Origin of the sequence: Chitinophaga sp. XS-30 (genome assembly GCF_008086345.1) — a bacterium.
In the GTDB taxonomy this organism is placed as follows: domain Bacteria; phylum Bacteroidota; class Bacteroidia; order Chitinophagales; family Chitinophagaceae; genus Chitinophaga.
Genome location: NZ_CP043006.1, coordinates 1,360,786 through 1,374,625 on the forward strand (window position 1 = coordinate 1,360,786; position 13,840 = coordinate 1,374,625).

At 50.7% G+C, this 13,840-nt stretch carries 14 protein-coding genes; 11 read left to right on the plus strand and 3 right to left on the minus strand.

Translation table 11 applies throughout. The features are described 5' to 3' along the window. The first annotated feature begins 65 nt into the window (after nucleotides 1-65). From FW415_RS05745 to FW415_RS05785, 9 genes are all read left to right on the plus strand, one after another. Nucleotides 66-857, plus strand: a complete 792-nt coding sequence (locus FW415_RS05745; RefSeq protein ID WP_148383324.1) for a ScpA family protein — start codon at nucleotides 66-68, stop codon at nucleotides 855-857. 10 nt (nucleotides 858-867) lie between these two features. Beyond that, a complete protein-coding gene (locus FW415_RS05750; protein ID WP_168208683.1) occupies nucleotides 868-1,770 on the plus strand; it encodes a helix-turn-helix domain-containing protein in 903 nt (300 codons plus the stop codon). 105 nt (nucleotides 1,771-1,875) lie between these two features. Continuing rightward, nucleotides 1,876-2,751 carry a pirin family protein gene (locus FW415_RS05755; protein ID WP_148383326.1) on the plus strand — a complete coding sequence of 292 codons (876 nt, stop codon included), beginning with the start codon at nucleotides 1,876-1,878 and terminating at the stop codon, nucleotides 2,749-2,751. A 41-nt stretch (nucleotides 2,752-2,792) separates the two neighbouring features. Further along, on the plus strand, nucleotides 2,793-3,320 hold the full coding sequence (locus tag FW415_RS05760; protein WP_148383327.1) for a YceI family protein: 528 nt from the start codon (nucleotides 2,793-2,795) through the stop codon (nucleotides 3,318-3,320). Between the two features lie 10 nt (nucleotides 3,321-3,330). Beyond that, complete coding sequence (locus FW415_RS05765; RefSeq protein ID WP_148383328.1) at nucleotides 3,331-3,960, plus strand: NAD(P)H-dependent oxidoreductase; 630 nt, start codon at nucleotides 3,331-3,333, stop codon at nucleotides 3,958-3,960. Between the two features lie 121 nt (nucleotides 3,961-4,081). Beyond that, complete coding sequence (locus FW415_RS05770; protein WP_148383329.1) at nucleotides 4,082-4,492, plus strand: OsmC family protein; 411 nt, start codon at nucleotides 4,082-4,084, stop codon at nucleotides 4,490-4,492. Between the two features lie 155 nt (nucleotides 4,493-4,647). Continuing rightward, entirely contained in the window at nucleotides 4,648-5,361 is a 714-nt protein-coding gene (locus FW415_RS05775) for a pirin family protein (RefSeq protein ID WP_210420833.1), read from the plus strand. A 92-nt stretch (nucleotides 5,362-5,453) separates the two neighbouring features. After that, entirely contained in the window at nucleotides 5,454-6,512 is a 1,059-nt protein-coding gene (locus FW415_RS05780; RefSeq protein WP_148383331.1) for a mechanosensitive ion channel family protein, read from the plus strand. Nucleotides 6,513-6,748: 236 nt separating this feature from the next. Beyond that, nucleotides 6,749-7,123: a hypothetical protein gene (locus FW415_RS05785; RefSeq protein WP_148383332.1), complete on the plus strand. Its 375-nt coding sequence runs from the start codon at nucleotides 6,749-6,751 to the stop codon at nucleotides 7,121-7,123. On the opposite strand, the gene FW415_RS05790 is transcribed toward FW415_RS05785, so the two are convergent. The 3 genes from FW415_RS05790 to dxs are packed head-to-tail and all read right to left on the minus strand — an operon-like array spanning nucleotide 7,112 to nucleotide 11,376. Beyond that, nucleotides 7,112-8,299 carry a PAS domain-containing protein gene (locus tag FW415_RS05790; protein WP_168208684.1) on the minus strand — a complete coding sequence of 396 codons (1,188 nt, stop codon included), beginning with the start codon at nucleotides 8,297-8,299 and terminating at the stop codon, nucleotides 7,112-7,114. The genes FW415_RS05785 and FW415_RS05790 overlap by 12 nt on opposite strands. A 48-nt stretch (nucleotides 8,300-8,347) precedes the next feature. Continuing rightward, nucleotides 8,348-9,400, minus strand: a complete 1,053-nt coding sequence (locus FW415_RS05795) for a ferredoxin--NADP reductase (protein ID WP_148383334.1) — start codon at nucleotides 9,398-9,400, stop codon at nucleotides 8,348-8,350. Nucleotides 9,401-9,447: 47 nt separating this feature from the next. Beyond that, nucleotides 9,448-11,376, minus strand: coding sequence for a 1-deoxy-D-xylulose-5-phosphate synthase (gene dxs, locus FW415_RS05800; RefSeq protein WP_148383335.1), 1,929 nt, complete (start codon nucleotides 11,374-11,376; stop codon nucleotides 9,448-9,450). Nucleotides 11,377-11,554: 178 nt separating this feature from the next. Between dxs and FW415_RS05805 the strand changes: the two genes are divergently transcribed. Both FW415_RS05805 and FW415_RS05810 read left to right on the plus strand, forming a co-directional pair. Further along, nucleotides 11,555-12,580 carry a sensor histidine kinase gene (locus FW415_RS05805; protein WP_148383336.1) on the plus strand — a complete coding sequence of 342 codons (1,026 nt, stop codon included), beginning with the start codon at nucleotides 11,555-11,557 and terminating at the stop codon, nucleotides 12,578-12,580. Between the two features lie 159 nt (nucleotides 12,581-12,739). Continuing rightward, nucleotides 12,740-13,468, plus strand: coding sequence for a LytTR family DNA-binding domain-containing protein (locus FW415_RS05810; RefSeq protein ID WP_148383337.1), 729 nt, complete (start codon nucleotides 12,740-12,742; stop codon nucleotides 13,466-13,468). Nucleotides 13,469-13,840 lie beyond the last annotated feature (372 nt).

Genomic DNA, 13,840 nt, shown 5'->3' on the forward strand with positions numbered 1-13,840 from the left:
TCAGCGGGAATTTCCTTATTTTTGATAAACCTGTCGGGCATTCCGGCAGGTTTTACTGTTTAATTATGAGTTCCGAACAAGATATATACAAGATCAAGCTGCCCCAGTTCGAGGGGCCGTTCGACCTGTTGCTGTTCTTTATCGAGCGGGATGAGCTGGATATTTATAATATTCCCATCAATAACCTGACGAAAGACTTCCTGGACTACATACACCATCTGGAAACGCTGAACATTGAACTGGCCAGCGAATTCATCCTTTTCATTTCCACCCTCATGCGCATCAAAGCCAAAATGCTGCTGCCGCGAAAGGAAGTGGATGAAGCCGGGAACGAGATCGATCCCCGGCAGGAACTGGTGGACAAGATACTGGAATACAAGCGCTACAAACAGGCCGCGGCAGAGCTCGCCGAGCAGGAAGCCGAGCGCATGCTGCTGGCCAAACGCGGTAATATCGCCAAGGAACTGGCCATCATCGGGGAGGCCACCAGCGAAGGTTCCGAAGTGCAGACACTGACGCTTTTCAAGCTGACCAAAACCTTCGAAAAGGTGATGCAGCGCGTAAAGGAACGGACCAACAAGCCCCAGCACGTGGTGTACAAGTACGATTATACCATGGAAGGCTCCCGTGAATACATGATGGACCTGGCGAGGTCTGAACGCACAATGGCCTTTGAAAAGATATTCGATCATTGCAAGGACCGCGTGCATGCCATTTTCCTCTTCCTCGGCATGCTGGAGCTGGTACAGGCCAAATACCTGAGCATTATGGTGGGGGATGGCCGCAACAATTTCATCATTGAATACGTAGATCCTTCGGAAAGACCGGAGGATGCTCCTGTTGTTTTTGAAGATTGATTGTAAAACGATGGCAGAAAAAAAAGAACAGATCGAGATAATTTCCCTGCCGGAATACGCGCATGGAACACATGAGGATACAGATTTCAGTGTATCTACCCTCTGCGGGCTGGGGGAAGGATTCTTTGAGCATCAGTCCGCCCCGCACCGCCATGATTTCTACACCATTTTCTGGATCAAAAAAGGTCAGCTGACCCATACCATCGATACCGTCACACATGTGGTGAAGCGCAATACCCTGTTTTTCCTCGCGCCCGGCCAGGTACACCAGATGAACTTTTCGGAAAAAGTGGATGGATACATGATCGCATTCCACGATTCCATGATGTGCCCGAACGAACAATCCCGGATGGTACATGTCAGAAAAGGGCTTTTCGTGAACGACCGGTTCAGTTCCGTTATCCAGATCAATGATGCCAATGACGAAAAGGAACTGGAATGGATGGTGCAACGCATGATCAGGGAAACAGCGGACAAGCTGCCCAACTATGAAGTGGTGTTCCAGAACCTCCTGCAATATTTCCTCGTGATCGCTTCCCGCCATGCGGAAAAAGCGGTACAGGTCATCCCCGAATATCATGCAAAGCATAACAGCGCGCTCTTTCTCAACTTCAAATCGCTGATAGAGGAGAAATTCACAGCGCTGAAGAACGTATCCGACTATGCAGCGCTGCTGCATGTAAAACCTGTGCTGCTGAACGAGATCAGCAAACAGCTGTCCGGCATCACCGCAGGGGAGCATATCCGCAACCGTGTGATCCTCGAAGCGCAGCGGTACCTCTACAACACTGATCTTACCGCCAAGGAGATCGCTTACAAGCTCGGTTTTGAAGATCCCCATTACTTCAGCCGCTTCTTTAAAAAATATACGAACCAGTCCCCTTCCGGCTTCAAGGAGCTTGCAAAGGTGTAAGGGCTCCCGTCTTGAAAAAAGTCCACCTTTAACGGCAAACTATCCATTCTATTTAGATGTTGTAACATGTATTTTTGTGTTGTCATTAAAAACAGGAGGAACAAGATGGCAACGGTTAAAAAAGCAGCACATGTTTACAAAGGCGCCGCAGCCCATATGGTGGGCGACGGGTTTAAGGTGCAGAACCTTTTCCCCAACGGCAATCGCATCATCGGGAAGCAGCTCAGCCCTTTTTTCCTGCTGGATTATGCCGCTCCCAGCTATTTTCCGCCTTCTGACCAGCCTCGTGGCGTGGATGAACATCCGCACAGGGGATTTGAGACAGTGACCATCGCTTATCAGGGCACGCTGCAGCACCGGGATTCCGGCGGTAATGCCGGCCGTATTGGTCCTGGTGACGTACAGTGGATGACTGCAGCCTCCGGTGTGGTGCACGAAGAAAAACATGATGAGGAATTCACAAAAAACGGCGGTACCCTTGAAATGGTACAATTATGGGTGAATCTGCCCAGGGCGCATAAAATGGACAAGCCCCGTTACCAATCCCTGCAAAAAGATGATATTCCCGTTATCCGCTATGATGACGGCAGTTATGTGCGGCTGATCGCAGGTGAATGGGAAGGGCAGCAGGGGGCGGCAAAAACCTTCACCCCGCTTAACGTTTTTGATATGCAGCTGAAAGCGGGCAAAACCATTCAGCTCAGTCTGCCGGACGGGCATAATGCCGGCCTCGTGGTGATGAAAGGTGAAGTAAGTATCAATGACAGCCATCAGGCCAAGGCAGTGGAGATCGCTGTATTTGAGCAGGCCGGTGAAAACATAACGGTCACCGCCCGGGAGGATAGTTCCCTGCTGTTGCTGAGCGGAGAGCCGATACAGGAACCCGTCTTCGCTTACGGCCCCTTTGTTATGAATACGAAAGACGAGATCATCACGGCGATAGATGATTTCAACAACGGCAAGATGGGCCGCCTGAATTAAGACCACTCTAATCATTTCATAAACTACTAAAAACACAAAAAATGGCAACCTGGAAAATTGATCCCGCGCACAGCGAGATCGAATTCAAAGTAAAACACCTGATGATCACCAATGTGACCGGTCACTTCGGGGAATACAGCGCTACACTGGAAAGCGGAAAAGATGATTTCAGCGATGCAGTCATCAGCTTCGAAGCCGATGTGAACAGCATCAGCACCAAGAACCAGCAGCGTGACGAGCATCTGAAAAGTGCAGATTTTTTTGATAGCGCCAAATATCCGAAGATCACCTTTTCTTCAACGGAAGTGAAGAAGAAGGATGCAGAGAATTTTGTACTGACCGGAGACCTCACCATCCGCGATGTAACCCGTCCCGTGGAGCTGGAGGTGGAATATACCGGTACGCTGGTGGACCCTTATGGTCAGACCAAGGCTGGTTTTGAGCTGAAAGGAAAGATCAACAGGAAAGATTTCGGCCTTACCTGGTCCGCTACCACAGAAGCCGGCGGATTGGTACTGAGCGACGATGTTCGCCTTGTACTGGCCGTACAGATGGTTAAACAGGCATAAAAGCATAACAATGGATATCCTTGAGAAATTGACATGGCGTTATGCCACAAAGAAATTCGATCCGGCAAAAAAGCTGGATGAAAGGCAGCTGGACAGGATACTCCGTGCCACCCGGCTTTCAGCATCTTCCTACGGGCTGCAACCCTACAGGATCATTGTGATAGAAGACCCGGCGGTGCGTGAAAAGCTGAAAGCGGTGTCGTACAATCAGTCACAAATAACAGACGCCTCCCATCTCATTGTGTTCGCAAGGCATGATCAGTTGAGCCCGGAGCATGTGGAGCGTTATGTTGAAAATATTGCCAGTACCCGAAGATTGGAAAGAAGTCAGCTGACAGGGTTTGAGAATGTGATGAAAGGAACGCTGAATAGTCTGGATGAAGAAAGAGCCGCAAACTGGACGGGCAAGCAGGCTTACCTGGCGCTGGGTACGCTGCTCACGGCATGTGCGGCAGATGGCATAGACACTTGCCCGATGGAAGGATTCGATGCGGCCGCATACGATGGGATTTTAGGACTGAAGGAGAAGAACCTGCGCACGGTAGTAATTGCAGCGGTAGGATTTCGCGCAGCAGAAGACGGTATGCAGCATGCAGAGAAAGTGAGAACGCCCCTCGAAGATTTTGTTGAAACAGTGTAGTAGAAATGTTTGGGGTTTTACGGTAAGACCGGGAGACGTATGTCCCCCGGTTTTTTATTGGTGATAATTCATTAATTTAGACGGCTCTTAACGAACAAATCACCCACAAAATAATAACACCATGAAAAGATCTGCATCCGCTAACTGGAAAGGTACGGGCAAAGAAGGAAAAGGCACCGTTTCAACTGAGACCGGCGTTTTAAAGGATACACAATATTCATTCAGCAGCCGTTTCGAAAGCGGTGCCGGCACTAACCCTGAAGAACTGATCGCTGCGGCGCATGCCGGCTGTTTCAGCATGAAACTGAGTTTCATCATTTCAGGCGCAGGCCTCACGCCGGGCAGCATTGATACGAAATCGATCGTTACTTTCGAGAACGGCGCCATCCCCAATATACACCTGGAAGTAACTGCCAGTGTGCCCGGTCTGGATGCCGAAAAGTTTGCTGAGTTTGCCGAAGATGCGCGCGCCAACTGCCCCATTTCCAAACTGCTGAATACCAACATTACTATGGATGCCAAACTGGTGTAACCAGGCATTCCGGAAACATGGCGAAAAGGCCGGACAAGCAGAGGAAACCTGCGTCCGGCCTTTGTTTTGTGCATCCTTTTGTCGAAATTGTCCATTGCCGGACGGAGGGAATTGACCGACCTTTGTGAGAGAAAAAATAATACAAGGAGGACATCATGAAAAAAGTAATTCACCGCGGCAATACCCGCGGATTCGCAGACCATGGATGGTTGCAGTCTTTTCATACCTTCAGCTTTGCAGGGTATTATAACCCGGAGCGTATCCACTTCGGTGCGCTGCGCGTATTGAACGATGATACCGTAAAAGGCGGCATGGGCTTTGGCTCGCACCCGCACGACAATATGGAGATCGTGAGCATTCCGCTATCCGGTGCACTGGAGCATAAGGACAATACCGGCCGCCACAAGATCATCAATCAGCACGATGTGCAGATCATGAGTGCAGGATCGGGCATACAACACTCCGAATTCAACGCATCAAAGACCGAGCCGGTGAAATTCCTGCAGATATGGCTCTTCCCCAAACAAAAGGATATCACACCGCGCTACGACCAGAAGACATTTGATCCCGAAGGACGGAATAATCAATTGCAAACAGTTGTTTCCCCCGAAGAAAATGATGCAACGCTCTGGATCAACCAGGATGCATGGTTCTCGCTCGGTAAATTCGACAAGGACAGGACCATCAGCTATACCCCGAAGCTGGAAGGGAACGGGGCCTATCTGCTGGTATTGAAAGGCAAAGTGGAAGCAGGTGGTGAAGTGCTTGAAAATCGCGATGCACTGGGCGTTTCCGAATACGGATCATTGGATATAAAGGTGCTGGAGGATGCGGAATTCCTGCTGATGGATGTACCTATGCTGAGTTGATCGTATCATCATCTTGTTAATTATATGAGAAAAACCTGTGTCGTTCCGGCACAGGTTTTTATATTTGCCGGAGGACCAATACGATTTGAATTATGGATGAGATTTTACAACAACAGTTCCTGGGCAACAGCGTGCAATCCTGGATCATCGCTTTGCTCATCTTTTTGGGAGGAATGCTGATCATCAGATTGTTCAGAAAAGGGTTATTGTCCGCATTGAAAAAATGGGCAGAAGGAACGGAAGGCGATTACGACGATTTTATTGTTGCTGAAACAGGGCGCTCGGTTGTTCCCCTGTTATACTTTGCTGCTTTTTACGCCGGATTTCACTATCTGACGTTCTCTCCGGCAACAATGCGTGTGTTCAAAGCAGCAGCACTGTTATACCTGACCTTTTTTGTGGTACGTCTGATCACAGCCGTATTGCAGTTCATTATTATGCAATACCTTTCCCGGCAGGACAATGGTGAGGAAAAGCAGAAGCAGGTGAATGGCCTCATGATCATCATTTCTGTGGTGATCTGGGCGTTGGGACTGGTATTCCTGATGGACAACCTCGGATTCGATGTTACGGCCATCATCACTGGTCTCGGTATCGGCGGTATTGCCATAGCATTGGCGACACAACATATCCTGGGTGACCTGTTCAGCTATTTCGTGATCCTTTTCGACCGGCCTTTTGAAGTGGGGGATTTTATTATTGTGCAGGATAAAGTGGGAACGATCGAATACATCGGCATCAAAACAACGCGGCTGCGCAGCCTAACGGGGGAGGAGATCGTATGTTCAAACACTGATCTCACCAATTCCCGCATACATAACTTCAAGAAGATGCAGCGGCGGCGGATCGCGTTTAAAATATCCGTTACTTATGATACGCCTCCGGAAAAGCTGGAACTGATCCCCGGTATGGTGAAACAAATTATTGAAAATGAAGCTAATGTGGCGTTTGACAGAGCCCATTTATTCAACCTGGCTGATTCCTGGCTGGAATATGAATGTGTGTATTTTGTGGACACGTCGGATTATGTGCAGTATATGGATGCGCAGCAATCGATCAATTTGCAGCTGATCAGGAAGTTCGGCCAGGAGGGTATCTCGTTTGCATTCCCGTCACAGTCGATCTATCTTAACAAAGTAGATCCGGCATAAATTTTTAGCGGGACGGGCGGCTCTAAAAGGAAAAAGTGTCGTAAATTAGAAGTGAAAGGCAGTAAAGTATCGTGAGCATGTACCCGTCTCTTATCTCACACGCAAAGTATATTGACCATTTGGTTCCTTCGGGGAAGGAAAGACGATTGTTTTAACATTCACAGGATGATTGACACATAAGCATGGGATGTATGACGGAACAAAGCTCCGCATCATTTAACTTAAATCAATACATCATGGAAGTACCAACACAGTCCGCTGACCTGCAGGAGCAGATCATTACCTGGAAAGGTGAAGTAGATCATGTGCGCAATGACTTGCGCGCTATGCGTTGCAGGTTGGAAGAAATGGCCGCACATCAGGCCAACCATGAAAGAATGATACAGACAGAGCATTTTCAGAACCAGTTCATCCGGCAACTGGAAGTGGCAGATGAAATGTTCCACGACCTTAAACAGTCTGCCAAAAGCATGGGTAACGGCCGGCCGGCTATTGTGCATGACGACAGGCCTGTGGCCGATTACGATACCTTGCAGGACCGTATGCAGGTTTTCCACAAACTATATAGTGAATTGAAAGGGGACTTTTCCCGGTTTGAGTCATTCCGGTAAATTGCCGTTCCGCAGCTGTTTTAATTTGTCCCGGATCTTGTGAAGCATCACGTCCAGTTCAGACGTGCTTTCCTGCAGCATGCCAAAGAGCTGGGTGTTCAATGCCGCATCATTGTTTTCCAGGTCGATCACCGACATAATGCCCAGAATGGAGGCCACCGGTTTTCTGATATCATGTGAATTGATCCGGGCGATCTCCTTCAGCGTTTCATTCTGCTGCTGCAATTGCTGAATGGATTCTTTTCGTTCGGTAATATCCTGTATCACGCCTATCACACGTACGGCATCCTGTTTTTCGTTGTAGATGATGTGGCCGCGATCGTGTACATATTTGTAACTGCCGTTGGCGCAACGGAAGCGATATTCGGCTTCCCAGTTCAGCTGTCTGGCGGTGGTGGCTTCGCGGAAGGAGGTGAGCATATCTCCCGCATCATCCGGATGGATCCTTTCTATCCACCAGCTGCTTTCTTCCTGTATATCCGTTTCTTTGTAACCAAATAGCGAAGAGGGGCCGTGGTTGCGGGTGACCCGGCCTGATATCATATCCCAATAATAAATGGAGTCCTGTGTTACCTTGGCCAGCAGGTCATACCGCGTACCAATATCCTTTGCGATGATGGTGGAGCGGATCTCGGCCTCTACGTCCACCGCCATCACCAACCGGGCATCCCGCCCGCCATATTTCGTGCTGTGCGACCAGATCTCTGCGGAAAACACCTCCCGGTTCTTTTTCTGGTGCTGCCAGATACCGCGGTACACCATCTCCTGCCGGGTGTTCTTCACATCGTCCAGCAGTTGCTGGATGGTAGAGGGTTCCCGGATATTGAGAATGCTCATGCGCATAAATTCCTCCTCACTGTAACCGTACTGCCGTACGGCAGCTTCGTTCACGGCGAGGAAGCGCAGTGTTTCCCAATCGTATATCCACATGGGAACGGGGTGCTCGTAGAAGAGCTGCCGGTATTCACTACGATTTACCGGGGAGCTTTTTGCCAGCACATACACGAACACAGCAGAAACTGTGATAAAGGCCGCATGCAGTAGATATTCCAGCAAAGCGGGGCTAACCTGGGGCAGTTGTGCTGAAAGAAAAAGCCATATTCCGCGATAGCCGCACAGCCATATTATTCCAAGCAGGAGATAAAGGCCGGCTGCTTTCAGAGCAGCATAGCTCATGGCAATAGTTTGATTGAAATTATGGCATTTTGAGATACCGGCAAACATTTACCATACCAGTGTGACATTTTTACTTTGTGCATACCCGGTGCAGGTCAGCACCAGTCCCTGGGACAATTCCCTGTCCGTCAGCACTTCGTTAACGGACATCCAGACCGATCCTTCCGCACATCGCGCTATGCACGAGCCGCAGACGCCGCCATTGCAGCTGTAGGGCAATTCTATGCCCTGCCGCAGCGCGGCATGCAGGATGGTTTCATTGCCCGGTACGGGAAAGGTCGTTTCTTTTCCATTGTGCCGGAGCAAAACCTGTTTAATGCCCGTGTCTTGCGGGATGGGGGTCCTGGCGATCTTCGTTTCGGTATTGACAACAAAGTTCTCTTTGTGCAGCTGCGCATTACTGAAACCCATAAAGGTAAGCGTGAACTGCACCACGCGCATATAGGCAGCAGGGCCGCAGATGAAGAACTGGGCTTTGTCCCGCTCGTACTTCAGGTGTTGCGGGGCGATCATTTCCAGCAGGCCGTTACTCATCCTGCGATTGGTCGTAGCAGTATCCGCCGGGTCGCTGAACAGCCAGAGGATGGTCAGGCGGTCCGGGAACTTTTGCTGTAACGCCAGTATCTGTTTCCGGAAAATAGTATTCTTCTCGTTGCGGTTCGAGTAGATGAGCGTGATGTGGGCGGCTGTCTCTTTGTACAGGGCTTCCTGCAGAATGGAGAACAGGGGTGTAATGCCGCTGCCGGCGCCAAGCAGGAAGATGTCCCGGCGGGCATCCGGCATACTGTCCAGTGTAAACCTCCCGGAGGGAAGCAGTGATTTTACCTGGTCGCCCACCTGCCAGGTGCGGTGGATATGACGGGATATCTCCCCGTTCGTGATCTTTTTGATGGTAACAGCCATGAACGGGTCTATGCCCGGGGTCGTGCAAAGCGAATAGGAGCGGCGGTATTCTTCGCCATTCAATTCAACAAGAAAGGTAAGGAACTGGCCGGCTTTGTACGGAACGGGTCTGCCCTGCACTTCTTCCAGCCGGTAGGTGAACGTATCCGGTGTTTCCTGGATAATAGCCGTAATGCGAAGGTGTATATATAGATCCATTAGATAATTCCGGAGCCGTCTCTGCTGCTGCTCCGTATGATCTGTTATCAGCTTGCGTGAACAGTAATGGTACTTTTAAGCATTTCCCGGACAGCGTTGGCGATGGCCACGGCATCGTAGCCGCATTCGCGCTGCAGTTCCGCGGGTTTTCCATGTTCTACCAGGCGGTCCGGTATGCCCAGCCGGCGGATGTCCGCCTTATAATCGTTATCCGCCATGAATTCCAGCACTGCACTGCCGAAGCCGCCCTGCAGGGCGCCGTCCTCTACGGTGATCACACGGTCGTAGCGCTGGAAGATATCATGGAGCATGTCCGTATCGAGCGGTTTGACGAACCGCATATCGTAATGGGCGGGCTGGAGGCCGTCGGTCATCAGTTCTTTGAGCGCTTCGGTCACAAAGTTGCCGGGATGGCCCAGGGAAAGGATGGCTACATCGCGGCCGTCCTGGACCTTCCTGCCGGTACCGATGCGGATGGCTTTGAAGGGCCTGCGCCAGTCTGCCATCACGCCTTCCCCGCGGGGATAGCGGATCACGAAAGGCGCGTTGTTCTCCGGCAATTGCGCCGTGTACATGAGGTTGCGCAACTCTTCTTCGTTCATGGGGGCGCTGATCACCATATTGGGGATACAGCGCATATAGGGGATGTCGTACGCGCCATGGTGGGTGGCGCCATCTTCTCCTACGAGCCCTGCCCGGTCCAGGCAGAAGATCACCGGCAGATGCTGGATAGCTACATCATGCACTACCTGGTCGTACGCCCTTTGCATGAAGGAAGAGTAAATATTGCAGAACACGCGCATACCCTGTGTGGCGAGGCCGGCGGAGACGGTCACGGCGTGCTGTTCGCAAATACCTACATCGATGGCCCGGTCCGGCATCTTTTCCATCATGAGTTTGAGGGAGGAGCCGGAGGGCATGGCGGGCGTAATGCCCATGATATTTTCGTTCTGTTCAGCCAGTTCTATGATGGTATGGCCGAAAACGTCCTGGTATCTGGGAGGTTGCGGCGTTTCTACGCTTTTTTTGAAGATCTCGCCGGTGATCTTGTCGAACAGGCCGGGAGCATGCCATTTGGTCTGGTCCTTTTCCGCCAGGGCATATCCTTTCCCTTTGGTGGTAACGATATGCAGCAGTTTGGGACCCGGGATGTCCTTCAGGTCCTGCAGGGTATCCACCAGTTTGGTGATGTTATGGCCGTCGATAGCGCCGAAGTAGCGCAGGTTAAGGCTTTCGAAGAGGTTGCTGGAGCGGGATACCATGCCTTTGACGCTGGCTTCCAGCTTGGAGGCCATGTCCCGCGTGAATTTCCTGCCTACCGGCAATTTCCCGAGCAGGTTCCACACATCATCGCGGAACTTGTTATAGGTGTGGGAAGTGGTGATATCGGTAAGATATTCTTTCAGCGCCCCTACATTCGGGTCGATGGACATGCAGTTGTCGTTCAGGATGATCAGCAGATTGGCGTTGGCCACACCGGCGTGGTTCAGTGCTTCGAAGGCCATACCCGCCGTCATGGCGCCGTCGCCTATTACGGCAATGTGCTGGCGGTCATGCTCGCCCCTGTTCCTGGATGCGATGGCCATGCCCAGCGCTGCAGAGATGGAAGTGCTGGAATGCCCTACCCCGAAAGTGTCATATTCACTTTCACCGCGGTTCGGGAAACCGCTGATACCCTTATACTTGCGATTGGTATGGAAAACGTTCTTGCGCCCCGTCAGTATCTTATGGCCGTATGCCTGATGCCCTACGTCCCATACCAGCTGATCATATGGCGTATTGTAGGCATAATGCAGGGCTACGGTAAGCTCTACCACGCCCAGGCTTGCGCCGAAATGGCCGCCATGGACGCTCACTACATCGATAATGAACTGGCGCAGCTCATCGCAAACCTGGTGCAGCTGCTCCCTGCTCAATTTTCGCAGATCAGAGGGGTAATCGATCTGGCTCAGTAATTGACCGGCCGTAATTTCCATATTCGCATCAGGGTTTAATGCCCAAAAATACAAGTTTTTGCGCTATTTCCCGGCCCCCATTTAAACGCCAATTCCACCATTGATAAAAATTGCCTTCCGGGAGAGTGCTGCAGGTGCTATTTTTGGAATAAGCGCCCGGTGGTCACTAAAGTCGCAGGAGTTTGCTAACTTTTCATGAATGTTTAAGCGTTTGTCAAAATATTGGTGGTGCCAGATCCTGGGGTGGGGAGCTTATGCCTTTCTATATTTCTTTTTCGGCTTCTTTTTCGGTATACTGGGTTGGTTATGGGTAAAGTACGTGCTATCCGTAGTGGTGCTGGGTATCCTGATCACGCATGCTTTCCGGGCAATTATCGTCAAATACAAATGGATCCAGATGCCATTTGAGAAGCTCGCCATTTATTTCTTCTTCGGGGTACTGATCTGTTCGATACTTGACTCTTTTCTGCTGACCTCTCTCGGGATGCTTTTCAACGATGAGCAGCATGATTTTTATGATATGTGGGTAAGGTCTTTCATCCAGCAGACAGTTTTTCTCTCCCTCTGGGCGGTGATCTACTTTCTCTGGCATTATGTGGAGGAAAGCCGGAATTCGCAGATGGGCAACCTGCAGCTGGAGGCTACCGTAAGAACGCTGGAGCTGAAAACGATCAAATCGCAGCTGAATCCGCATTTCATCTTCAACGCCCTGAACAGCATCCGGGCGCTGGTAGACGAGAATCCCCGCCGGGCCCGTACCGCCATTACCGAACTGAGCAATATCCTGCGCAGTTCCATGCAGGCGGACAAGGCGGAGACAGTCAGCCTGGAAAATGAACTGAGCATCGTAAAAGATTATCTTGCACTGGAAACCATCCGTTTTGAGGAAAGGCTGAAGGTGGAGTTTGATATAGATCCGGAAACAATGGAATTGCCCGTTCCGCCCCTGATGTTGCAAACGCTGGTGGAAAATGCCATCAAGCACGGTATTTCAAAAGAGGTTAGAGGAGGGCATATCCTGATCGGGTCACAGGTGCGTAACATGCAGCATGAGATCACCATCCGCAATACGGGCCAGATCGTCGAGAATCTGAGCGGTAACGGCTTCGGCCTGAACAGCACCCGGCAGCGGCTTGGGCTGCTGTTCGGTAAAAAGGCCTCTTTCGAGATCTATAACCTGGATCCCGCAACGGTGGAAGCAAAGGTGCAGATGCCGTTGCTGTAAATATATCATCAACCGAAAAGTAAAGACAGTATGAAATCGAGCAAAAAAACTGTAGTTCACACCGCGAAATGTTAATGCGAGGTTCCATCTGCCCATTGAAACGCAAAACGTTCACCGCGGCAAAACCTGGTGAACGAAGTAAAATACAAATATTACCAGATGAAAAAAGCATTGATCATAGACGATGAACGACTGGCCAGAAGCGAACTGAAAAAGCTGCTGGCAGACCATCCGGAGATCGTTGTAGTAGGAGAGGCGGTGAATGCAAAAGACGGAATCGAGAAGATCGAGACGCTCCGGCCGGACCTGTTGTTCCTGGACATCCAGATGCCCGATAAAACGGGTTTTGACCTGCTGGCGGAACTGGAAAGATCGCCGCAGGTGATATTTACGACCGCATATGACGAATATGCGCTGAAGGCATTCGAATACAATGCGCTGGATTACCTGCTCAAACCCGTGGAGCCCAAGCGCCTGGCGGACGCCATTCAAAAATTGCATCAGCTGGACGAAAAAGAAAGGCTGGCCGCAGCATCCGGCATCCGCAACATCCTGGGAGAGAACGACCAGGTGTTCGTGAAGGATGGCGACCGCTGCTGGTTCGTGAAACTTCAGGAGATACGGTTGTTTGAAAGCGTGGGCAACTATGCCCGGGTCTATTTCGAGACCAACAAGCCGCTTATCCTGAAATCCCTCAATGCGCTGGAGGAGCGGCTGGACGAGCGGGTGTTCTTCCGCGCCAACCGCAAGCATATTGTGAACCTGCGGATGATCGAACGCATCGATACCTATTTCAACGGCGGGCTGCTGCTGGAAATGCGCGGAGGGGAGAAAATTGAAGTGAGTCGCAGGCAGGCGGTGAAATTCAAGGAAATGATGAGCCTTTAAAAGGCCGCGGCCTGGCGTAATGTTTGCATTTATATCACTGAAGGCCGGTGTTTTGCCGGTTATATTAAAACGAAGAGGGACGATTCCTGGCGGAAGATCGGCCCTCTTTCATTTTAAGTAAAAGGGCCGTCCTTGAAAGGACGGCCCGGCTAAATTATGCTTATGAAAAAAGGCCTTGTGGGCCAAAACTTATGTCTGCGTTTATCCGTTGCCGTTAGTGACGTTTCCTGTGCCTGCATACGCCAGCCATACCCTTTCCGGGGTATTAACACTGTGCATTGCAAACAGCAGTATCTGCCGCATACCTGTAACGTCCCCATTTCAGGGGGCTTGTGAAATCCGTTCAGGTCGATTAACAAGGGAATGAAAAAA